General features: G+C 36.6%; 9 protein-coding genes. 3 read left to right on the forward strand and 6 right to left on the reverse strand.

Annotated features, from left to right (window positions below; genetic code table 11):
- Nucleotides 1-74: 74 nt before the first annotated feature.
- The 3 genes from guaB (at nt 75) to U9P79_07915 (ending at nt 2,555) form a co-directional block, all read left to right on the forward strand.
- Nucleotides 75-1,571 (forward strand): IMP dehydrogenase, encoded by a 1,497-nt coding sequence (guaB, locus tag U9P79_07905; GenBank protein ID MEA2104545.1) that lies wholly within the window; start codon nt 75-77, stop codon nt 1,569-1,571.
- A gap of 158 nt (nt 1,572-1,729) precedes the next feature.
- The gene (locus U9P79_07910; GenBank protein MEA2104546.1) at nt 1,730-2,419 is read left to right on the forward strand and encodes a CRISPR-associated endonuclease Cas6; all 690 of its coding nucleotides are present in this window, start codon (nt 1,730-1,732) and stop codon (nt 2,417-2,419) included.
- The gene (locus U9P79_07915; GenBank protein MEA2104547.1) at nt 2,409-2,555 is read left to right on the forward strand and encodes a hypothetical protein; all 147 of its coding nucleotides are present in this window, start codon (nt 2,409-2,411) and stop codon (nt 2,553-2,555) included. The genes U9P79_07910 and U9P79_07915 overlap by 11 nt, the downstream gene beginning before the upstream one ends.
- A 4-nt stretch (nt 2,556-2,559) precedes the next feature.
- On the opposite strand, the gene U9P79_07920 is transcribed toward U9P79_07915, so the two are convergent.
- From U9P79_07920 to U9P79_07945, 6 genes are all read right to left on the reverse strand, one after another.
- A complete protein-coding gene (locus U9P79_07920) occupies nt 2,560-3,855 on the reverse strand; it encodes a PEGA domain-containing protein (protein MEA2104548.1) in 1,296 nt (431 codons plus the stop codon).
- Between the two features lie 6 nt (nt 3,856-3,861).
- A complete protein-coding gene (locus tag U9P79_07925; protein MEA2104549.1) occupies nt 3,862-5,046 on the reverse strand; it encodes a phosphopentomutase in 1,185 nt (394 codons plus the stop codon).
- A complete protein-coding gene (locus tag U9P79_07930) occupies nt 5,031-5,900 on the reverse strand; it encodes a peptidylprolyl isomerase (protein MEA2104550.1) in 870 nt (289 codons plus the stop codon). Before U9P79_07930 ends, U9P79_07925 begins: the two co-directional genes overlap by 16 nt.
- Nucleotide 5,901: 1 nt before the next feature.
- Nucleotides 5,902-6,828 (reverse strand): tRNA (adenosine(37)-N6)-dimethylallyltransferase MiaA, encoded by a 927-nt coding sequence (gene miaA, locus U9P79_07935; GenBank protein MEA2104551.1) that lies wholly within the window; start codon nt 6,826-6,828, stop codon nt 5,902-5,904.
- A 102-nt stretch (nt 6,829-6,930) separates the two neighbouring features.
- Nucleotides 6,931-8,514: a bifunctional phosphoribosylaminoimidazolecarboxamide formyltransferase/IMP cyclohydrolase gene (gene purH, locus U9P79_07940; GenBank protein MEA2104552.1), complete on the reverse strand. Its 1,584-nt coding sequence runs from the start codon at nt 8,512-8,514 to the stop codon at nt 6,931-6,933.
- Nucleotides 8,511-10,262 carry an aminotransferase class V-fold PLP-dependent enzyme gene (locus U9P79_07945; protein ID MEA2104553.1) on the reverse strand — a complete coding sequence of 584 codons (1,752 nt, stop codon included), beginning with the start codon at nt 10,260-10,262 and terminating at the stop codon, nt 8,511-8,513. Before U9P79_07945 ends, purH begins: the two co-directional genes overlap by 4 nt.
- Between the last annotated feature and the right edge of the window lie 123 nt (nt 10,263-10,385).

Below are 10,385 nucleotides of genomic sequence, written 5' to 3' on the forward strand. Positions count from 1 at the left end.
TTCATCTGCGTCGAATCCCTACTTTAAGGATGGACACTAATTATTTTACCAAAAACACAAAAAGGAAATCAAGAATGGATCGCAAAATAATACAAAAAAGTTTTACTTTTAACGATGTGCTTCTCATACCGGCAAAATCTCCGGTTATTCCAAAGAATGTAAATGTAAAAACAAAATTAACGAGAAATATCGAGCTTAATCTTCCCATCATAAGCGCTGCGATGGATACCGTAACAGAATCGAGATTGGCGATCGCAATTTCGAGAGAAGGTGGAATCGGCATTATCCACAAAAATCTTGGAATTGAACAACAGGCTAATGAAGTGAAAAAAGTCAAACGCTCCGAGAGTGTGGTTGTGAAAAATCCAATTACTCTCGAACCAAGCGCAAGCATCAGAAAAGCCATCAAATTAATGACGGAGAACAATATTTCCGGCATTCCAATCACAACTTCCGGCAGAAAACTCGTTGGAATTCTCACAAATCGCGATTTGCGTTTCGAGACAAATTTGGATAAAACCGTTGCGGAATTAATGACAAAAGACAACCTTATTACAGCACCTGAAAGTATCGGGATCACCCAAGCAAAACAGTTATTGCACAAAAATCGCATCGAAAAATTGCTTATGGTTGATGGGGATTATAATCTCAAAGGATTGCTTACCGTGAAAGATATTATGAAAAGCATAAAATTCCCAAATGCAGCTAAGGATAAACGAGGGCAACTGCTGGTAGGGGCAGCGGTGGGAGTATCAGGTGATTTTCTCGAACGTGCGAATGAACTCATCCGAGCCCGAGCAGATGTGATCATCGTGGATACGGCTCACGGGCACAGCACCAAGGCAATTGCTGCTCTAAAAAAATTGCGGGGGAAATATCCCGAACAGGACTTTATTGCCGGAAATGTTGCCACAGCAGAAGCTACAAAAGATTTAATACTCGCAGGTGCAGATGGTGTAAAAATCGGAATCGGCCCCGGTTCGATTTGCACTACCAGAATTATCGCCGGTGTGGGTGTTCCCCAGCTTAGTGCAATTTTAAATTGTGTTAAAGCAGCCGAAAACAGAGTTCCCATCATCGCTGACGGTGGAATCAAATATTCCGGTGATATTGCCAAGGCTATTGCAGCCGGTGCAAATTCTGTGATGATCGGCTCGTTATTTGCCGGAACAGATGAAAGCCCCGGTGAAGATATTATCTACGAAGGCAGGAGATTCAAATCTTATCGTGGAATGGGTTCAATCTCTGCTATGAAAGCCGGTAGTAAAGACAGATATTTTCAGGATGGGATGGAAAATGAATTTCAATTAAATTCCTTTGATTTGGAAAAAGAGGGTGATAAACTGGTTGCCGAAGGAATTGAAGGGCGGGTGGAATACAAAGGACCTATCGCAAAATATCTTTATCAACTTATTGGTGGCTTGAAAGCAGGAATGGGTTATTGCGGCGCACCGGATATTGAAACAATGCGTGAGTTTGCAAAATTCACCCAGATCACAAATGCATCCCTTATCGAAAGCCATCCCCACGATGTAATCATTACAAAAGAAGCACCCAATTATCAAAGATAAAATGATCTTTGCGAAAGTTATAAAAATTTTGAAAAATCTTTTTCCTTTCAATATTTTCATTTTCGCAAAGATGATAAATTGAAAATCACTGCGTTCTATCCGCTCTCTAAGTCGGAAAAAGATCTAATAATCAAAAACAATAAAAGGATGTTCAACTTATGAAATTACGTATCCTAAAAATTAATTTTCAATCTCCCCAACTTAAAGACATGACTATCGAGTCATTCTTGGATTATATGGAGATGAATTTTCCGGATTATAATTATATCAGCGAAAATTTTAGAAATGAAGAATTTAATAAACTCTATCCGAAAATCCAATTTAAAATTATTGATAACCAACCAACAATCATCGCAGCTAAAAAAGGGATCAAAGTGCTAAGAAAAGTATTTCCCGTTATTGATAAACTAAAACATATCGGAGATATAGAAGAGGAATCCGAAAATAAATTTTATATGTATGAAGAAGATATTGGTATATCTGAGGAAATGATCAATTACAAATTTGCTTCTCCCTGGTTCCCATTTTATAGAATAAATTATGAAGATTATCTCCACTTCCAAAACGATATTCCTGATGAGAAATTCAGAAATCTTGGAATCCGTGATCTTATGAGAAACATGCTGATCGGATGTTTGTATCGGATGTCAAAATCTATGGGTTATTCGATAAATCAAAAATTTCATGTTGAATCGGATTTTATTTTACCTCCTCCGGAAAAAAAAGATCCGGCTACCGTATCAATTACCGGCAATTTTAGCATGGATTTTCATATACCTTCCTTACTCGGACTTGGTAATTATGTTTTCCGGAATAAAGGTGTTGTGGTAAAAAATAATGATGGTTAAAACCAGCTTGAAAAATCACAAGCAGAAGGTTTTTGGAACAGGAAAAAAAAGTTATGGGGGACTAATCTACGTTAAAGACAATAAACCAAACGGTGCTGTTTTTGTAGTTCATCTACAAGAAGTTATGAAGAGATAATATTTTATTCATCTCCCCCAACCGTAAATCCCATCTCCCATTCATCACCCTCTCCGGAAAATTCATAAGGTCCAAAATTATATACAACTTCTTCATCAACTATAATTTCAATTTCGGCTGATGTAGGATTTTCAGGATTATAACCTTCGTAAAAAACTGCTTTCACAACCCACGCTCCCTCTGTAACCGGCGATTGATTAAAAGTTTCCGGACCATAACCGCTCATATCATCCTCCAAAAAGCCATTCGGGATTCCATCAGGAAATTGCCAATAACACCAATTACCATCCGGGTCCCAGATGTGAAGATCAACATCTGTGCTATCCGTATTCCATGTTAAATTTATTGTAAGTTCTTCCACAGGAGGATTATCTCCGTGATAAACAGTATAATCTTCGGTTGTTCCGGTATTGCCCTGAATATTTGTTGCTCGAATAAAAAACGTATTCTCATACTGGGAGATAGGAACCTCAATATTGAAATCACTCATATTATCCACCGGTATATTATATTCCACGTCATTGTAGGTAAGAATTGCCATATTCCCCTCGAACAATTGAATATATCCGCTCAAAGTAAAATAATTTTCATAAAACACTTCCCCGTTTTCGGGACTTGTAAGGTAAAATTCGGGTGTGGGATAGCTGGGTAAACTCAAATTAAAATTTAAATATTCATTCTCATCAATATAAATTGTTTCGGCGATTTCGTTATAATCTCGCAAATAGACGCCCACATCGTATTGCCCTTCCGGAATGTTAGTTATCGTATGAGGTGTAACTTCTTCGGTATATTCTCCATCAATATATATCCGGGCACCCGAAGGTTGAGAATTTACTTCGATCTCATAATGTTCCCAGCCACTATTTTGATTTCCATAAATTTTCCAGACACCATTACTTTTTTTCAAAATCGTTACATCACTAAAATTACCACTAAGAGAATTTACATTAAAAATTTGCCCGTCCATTTCAAGGGTGAATCCAACTTTTGCGTAATCCACACTCATTATGTTTGGTGAAATATTATAAACTAAGGCAGTATTCCATTGATCAAAACGATTATACCAAACCTGTTGTTCATCATAAAAATCAACATCATAATGTAAAAAATCCGCATCGAAATGATCCATTATCCCAAAAATATCATCGTAATTAAAATCATAGAAAATGTCGAGAATAACATTGCGAATCGCTTCTTCATCCTGCTGAATAGAATTACCGCCATCACCATTACCGATCTCTAAAATGCAACCGGCAATAAAAATAACAGAAAAAATAATCAATAAGTATTTTTTCAAAATCACTCATTTCTTTAAGATCAACGGTAAAAAACTTTTTCCGCTTTTGGGATTTTCTATACATAAATAATCTGAAATAGTTGCACCAATATCTGCAAATGTTTCACGTATTCCGAGATTGATTCCTTTTTTTAAATTCTTTCCAAATGCCAAAATCGGGATGTATTCACGTGAATGATCGGTGGAAGAAGTGGTTGGATCGCAGCCATGATCAGCGGTAATAATTAAAATATCATCTTTTTGCATTTCATCAATTATGCTTTGCAATTTTCTGTCGAATGCTTCCAAGCCTTCTGCAAATGCCCTAAAATTATTTCTATGCCCCCATTCTGTGTCGAAGTCCGGCAGATTTACAAATATCAAACCTTCTCTCATTTTTTTCATAAAATTCAATAAAGTTTCCACCGCCTCATCATTATGATGTGTGTGAACAGACTCGGTCAATCCCTGCAAATTAAAAAGGTCTTCTATTTTACCAACTCCGATAACATCCATAGATTTATTCTTCACAAAGTCAAGAACGCTTTTCCCGGGTGGGTCTATTGAAAAATCTTTTCTATCTGAGGTTCTTTGGAAATTCCCATTTTTATCTCCAACAAAAGGTCTTGCTATCACGCGTCCAACTCTATTTTTCCCTACAAAAATATCCTCTCTTGCAATTTTGCAAATTTCATACAATTCATCTACGGAAAAAACATCTTCATGCGTAGCGATTTGAAAAACACTATCCGCAGATGTATAGACAATCGGAAATTTCGTTTGCAGATGTTCTTCGCCCAGTTCGTTTATGATAACTGTTCCGGATTCGGCTTTATTTCCCAGCACACCTTTGCAGCCGGTTTTCTCTATAAATTTGCGAATAATGTCTAATGGAAATCCGTTTGGGTATGTAGGAAACGGGGATTGGGTTGGAAGTCCCATAATTTCCCAATGACCTGTGGTGCTATCTTTTCCAGCAGAAATTTCTTTTGCCTTACCAAAATTTGCCAAAGGATTTTGAACAACATCAACCCCCTTTATGGAAATGATATTCCCCAAACCGAGTTGCTGCAAAACAGGTAAATTCAAGCCTCCAACCGCATTCGCTACGTTTGCAATGGTATTACTCCCCAAATCATGAAATTTGTCAGCGTCGGGCAGCTCGCCAACTCCCACTCCGTCCAAAACTACAACTATTATTCTTTTAAACAATCCTGTAACCTATCCTCGTAAATTCTGATTGTTGCTTCTCTTCTCCTGTCCCTAATAAAATTCAGAAGTTCAATCTCGGCTGCAATTTTTTCCAGCTGTTCCTTCAACGACTCTTTGATATCATCGTATTTGGGAATGCCGGCTGATTTTTTATTTATGACCATCACAAAATGAAAACCGAATTCAGTTTCTATAGGTCCCACAATTTCACCGATCTTGCTATTAAATACGATTTTTTCGAGTTGCGGAATGAACTGCCCCCGTTGGATATATCCCAAATCACCATTATTTTGGACACTGGGACAATTAGAAAATTCGGCTATCAATTGATGAAAATCTTCTCCGTCTTTGATTTTCTTCTGCACTGTTTTCACTATTTTTCGAGAATCTGAGCATTTATGTGAAATAAGCAAATGATGAATTCGTACTTCGTCAGATGTTCTAAAGTGATTTAGATTCCTTTTGTAATATCCATGAAGCCTTGCTTCGTCTAATTTGTTTTTGTTTGAAAAATTTGTTTCAATAAATTTTTTTATGAGTAAATTATTCCTAATATTTTCCAATAATTTTTCCGTGGTAATTGAATACTTTCTCAGATCCTTGTTGAAATCCATCTCTGTTTCATAGCCTTTTTTCAAATAGTGGAATTGCTGCAAGGCTATCTGTTCATCTATTGTATAATCATATTTCCCGGTTTCTTCGAGTAACAGATTGGCATCGATAAGATTATTCAATGCCTTGGTTTGAACATCTATTGACGGTTCTTTTTTATCAAGCGATTTTAGGAGCTGATAAAGTTCCGCCCTGAACTCTTTGTCAGTAATTTTTTTGTTATTTACAAACGCAATTTCCATATCAATCTCCAATGAAGGTTTCGATTTGATTTTTAATAATGGATAAATTAAGATTATCAGTATAAATTGTCAAATCTGAATTGATTTTGGAAAACCACGTGTATTGCCGTTTTGCATAATTTCGCATATGTTGTTTGATCAATTTTACGGCTTCTTCCCTGTCCGTTTCGCCGTTTATATAATCAAGAATTTCCACATATCCCAACGTATTCATTCCGGGTAAATCTTTGGTAAAACCCATATCCAACAGATGTTGCACTTCCGAAATAAGGCCGGTGGTTATCATTTGGTCAACTCGATCATTGATTCTTCTATAAAGTTTATCTCTGTCCAGCGTGAGATAAATAACAAAATAATCGTAGCGTTTTTTCTTCTTCTGAGCCTGCCAAAATTCTGATATAGGTTTGCCTGTGGCTCGAAATACTTCTAAATAATGGACAATTCTTCTCTCATTATTGGGATGAACCCTTTTTGCTGCCACGGGGTCAACTTTTTCCAATTCCTCATATATGGCTATAGAACCGCGAGTAGCAATTTCGTTTTCAATTAATTTTCTGATTTGAGGATCACTCGGAGGTATATCGCATAATCCTTCCAATAATGCTTTGATGTAAAACCCCGTTCCGCCAACCACAAACGGCATCTTTCCCCTATCAATTATTTCCTCAATGATTTTGTCGGCATCACGAACAAAATCTCCAGCTGTATATTTTTCGTCTGGATTCTTGATATCAATAAGGTGATGGGGAATTCCTTTTCTCAAAGATTTGCTAACTTTATCCGTTCCAATATTTAGATTTCTATAGATTTGTCGCGAATCTGCAGAGATGATCTCCCCTGCGAATCCTTTTGCCAATTGTAATGAAAGAGAAGTCTTGCCTACTGCTGTTTGCCCACAAATTACGATTATTTTTTCCAATTTACTCATCTTCTAATTTTTCATTCTATTTTACCAAAGAGAACACCTCAACTTAATATTAAATAAAATGGCATTCCAGCGAGTGAGCGGAGAGTTATTATAATTTTTTCTCTAATGCCGAAAATGTCGCATATTTGTAAAGATCATCGTGAGATCATGCTCATTGCAGGCTTGGATAACTTCTTCATCACCCCTCGATCCACCGGGTTGAATAACAGCGGTTATTCCTTTCTTTGCAATAAGATCTATCGTATCACGAAATGGAAAAAAAGCATCCGAACCGAGGGCACAATTTTCCACTGACAGATCGAATTTTTTGGCTTTTGAAAGGGCTATTTCCGTTGAATCAATTCGGCTCGGTTGTCCCATTCCCAAACCAATCGTTCTGTCCTGATCACAAATTGATATTCCATTTGATTTTATCAAAGAGACCGTTTTCCAGGCAAATCTGAGTCGAGCCATTTCTACGTCAGTCGGTTTTCTATTCGTTACAACTTTCCAGTTCTTTTCATCCTCCCCACCAATATCTTCATCCTGAACCAACACACCGTTCATACACGTTCGAATACTTTTAGGATTTGTTTGCGAATAATCTTCGCCAATTTTGGAAGGAAATAGTTTTTCCAATTGATTAGGCTCATATTTTAGGAGTCTGCGATTTTTCTTCTTCTTGAGTTGCTCCAGAGCTTCAGCAGAGAAATCAGGCGCGATAATTATCTCGGTAAATATTTTATTAATTTCCAGAGCTGCCCCCAAATCCAGTGTTCTGTTCACGATAACGATCCCGCCAAACGGAGACATTGTATCGGTTGCAAAAGCCTTTTCATACGCATCTCGCAGATTGCCGGCAGTACCGATTCCGCATGGATTACAATGTTTCAAAATTACCACAGTGGAAAGTTCGGGAAATTTCGCTCGAATTTGGAATTTTACAATGGCTTTGAAAGCCGCATCCACGTCCTGCAAATTGTTGAAGGAGAGCTTCTTACCGTGCAATTTTTTGTAAATTATTTCTTCTGCATAAAAGCCGGCTTTCTGATGCGGATTTTCTCCATAACGAAGTTCAGAAATCAAAGGAAGGGCAAGATTCATCTGTGAAGGCAAATGTTCTTCACAAATTCCTGAAAAATAATTCGCAATATATGAATCGTATTTTGCAGTGTGTTGAAAAGCCTTTTTAGCAAGTTCCTTTCGGGTTTCCAAACTCACATTTCCACTATGTTTTAACTCGTTAATAACTTTCCCATAATCGTTCCGATCAATAATCACAGAAACGCTTTCAAAATTTTTAGCAGCAGCTCGGATCATTGTTGGACCGCCAATATCAATATTTTCTATTGCTTCCTGAATGGAAACATTCTCCTTTGAAATGGTTTTTTGGAAAGGATATAAATTAACTACCACGAGATCAATAGGTTTGATATTTTCTTTTTCTATTTCAATTAAATGCTCGCTATTATTTTTATCACATAAAATCCCACCATGAATTGCCGGATGAAGAGTTTTTACCCGTCCGTTCATTATTTCGGGAAATTTTGTGATCTCAGAAACTAAAATGGCATCCACTCCGTTCTCTACAAGTTTTTTATAAGTTCCACCTGTGGAGATAATTTCAAAATCTAAATTGAGTAATTCTCGTGCTAATTCAATCACACCAGTTTTGTCAGAAACGCTGATTATCGCTCGTTTTTTCATTGAAAATCCTTCTTTAAATTATTTTTACAAACATAGAAATACACCATTTCCTCCAAATCGTCATCAAATTTACAGAGTTCATATTCTTCATTTTTCATTTTCACCTCTTTTGCAATTTGTTCCGCTTGATTCAGATATTTATCAAAGTCAACTTCGCAATTCTCTGTAGAAATCTTGTCATAATTATTTGGATTTAGCACTTCTTCAATTTCAAGATTAAATATGTTCGGAATATTTTGTTCTTGTTTATGTTTCCATTCTCCTGTATTAACGTTAAAACTATATTCCGGCAAAAAGAGATAAGCGTTTTGGATTACGAATTTTAATGCTTTTTTAATATATTCAAATTCCTCAGAACTCAAAGAATAGTGGAGATTTATTCTTGCCCAACCTCGTTTTAATCCCAAATATCCACGCTGAAAATATTCAGCACATTTTTCAGAGGCTTTTTCATCTATACCCAAAATATCATGCGCATAGGGACCGGTGCAAGAGCAACCTGCACGAGATTGGATGCCGAAAAGATCATTTAGTAATTTAGTGATAAATTTGGGATGGAAAATTTTATCCTTGTGTTTTATGTTAAATGAAATGATTCCAACTGTCCTTTTCGGATCGGGGGGGCTATAAATTGTTATGTTCGGGTCATTTCCAAATTCGTCATAGAAAGAATTGATATAATTTTTCTTAATATTATCAATCGTAGATTGCCCGACTTTTTCCTTAACCATAAAAACAAGCGAAGCTCTGATAGCTTGTAAAATTCCGGGAGTTCCGGGTTTTTCTCTATTCTCAATATCATTAACGTAGAGCTCTGTAAAAGGAGATACAAAGTTCACGGTGCCACCGGAAGGAACGCTGGGTGGCAAATTTTTATTGTAAATGTTTTCATTGAATATCAAAATTCCAGCAGATCCGGGACCACCGAGAAATTTGTGAGGAGAAAGAAAAATAGCATCAAAGTAACTTTGTTCATCCTTATTCATATCAATTTTTACATAAGGAGCGCTGGCAGCAAAATCAAAACAAGCCAGAGCATTGTTTCTATGCAATATTCTCGCAATTTCATACACTGGTGATTTTATACCTGTTACATTTGAGGCTGCGGAAAAGGAACCTATTTTCTGTCGGTTTGCATATTTCTTATCAGAAACTATCCGTTCAAATGCCTGCAAATCGAAATATCTATCTTCACCGAGAGGAATTCGCACTACATCGCAAATAGTTTCTCGCCACATCAACTCATTTGAATGATGCTCATAAGGTCCAATAAAAATTACCGGCTTATTTTTTTCGATAAAATCTGCGTATTCTCTAAATTTTATTTCAATTTTTTTTTCGTTTTGAGTTCCGTTTTCCAAAAATGGGAAAAATCTCCTTTGGGTTGCAGATGACAAAAATAGTCCGATGATTTGTTGAAATCTTGATATTCCACCGGTAGTACCTGCTCCTGAAAATATTATTTTCCCATGTTCGCCAGCATTGACAATTTCTTTTATTTTCCTTTCTGCTTCGTGGAGAAGGTTTGTCATGCTTTTGCCGGTTACATCATCGGCTGTGTGTGTATTTGCGTAAATTTTTAGAATGTTACGAACGTAATCTTCTATAAAATATAATCCCCTCCCGCTGGCAGTATAATCGCTATAAACTAATGGCTTTTCTCCAAATGGCGTGGAAAACAGACAATTTCTGCCGATGATATTTTTTTGCAACCAGTCAAGGCAATTTTCTTCATTCTCTTTTTCCATAAATTATTCCTGTTAATTATAATATTTGCTAAGATGTGATAAAATCCCAAAAGCACTGCAAGGTTGTCAATTTTGATAGATTGAACAATCTGTGGTCCCAAAAATTTAGACGCCAAAACCTTG

The organism is Candidatus Cloacimonadota bacterium (genome assembly GCA_034661015.1).
Taxonomy (GTDB): domain Bacteria; phylum Cloacimonadota; class Cloacimonadia; order JGIOTU-2; family JGIOTU-2; genus JAYEKN01.

Coding starts and splice junctions, on each gene's coding strand:
- guaB (MEA2104545.1), top strand. CDS start 75: ATGGATCGCAAAATAATACAAAAAAGTTTTACTTTTAACGATGTGCTT.
- U9P79_07910 (MEA2104546.1), top strand. CDS start 1,730: ATGAAATTACGTATCCTAAAAATTAATTTTCAATCTCCCCAACTTAAA.
- U9P79_07915 (MEA2104547.1), top strand. CDS start 2,409: ATGATGGTTAAAACCAGCTTGAAAAATCACAAGCAGAAGGTTTTTGGA.
- U9P79_07930 (MEA2104550.1), bottom strand. CDS start 5,900: ATGGAAATTGCGTTTGTAAATAACAAAAAAATTACTGACAAAGAGTTC.
- miaA (MEA2104551.1), bottom strand. CDS start 6,828: ATGAGTAAATTGGAAAAAATAATCGTAATTTGTGGGCAAACAGCAGTA.
- purH (MEA2104552.1), bottom strand. CDS start 8,514: ATGAAAAAACGAGCGATAATCAGCGTTTCTGACAAAACTGGTGTGATT.
- U9P79_07945 (MEA2104553.1), bottom strand. CDS start 10,262: ATGGAAAAAGAGAATGAAGAAAATTGCCTTGACTGGTTGCAAAAAAAT.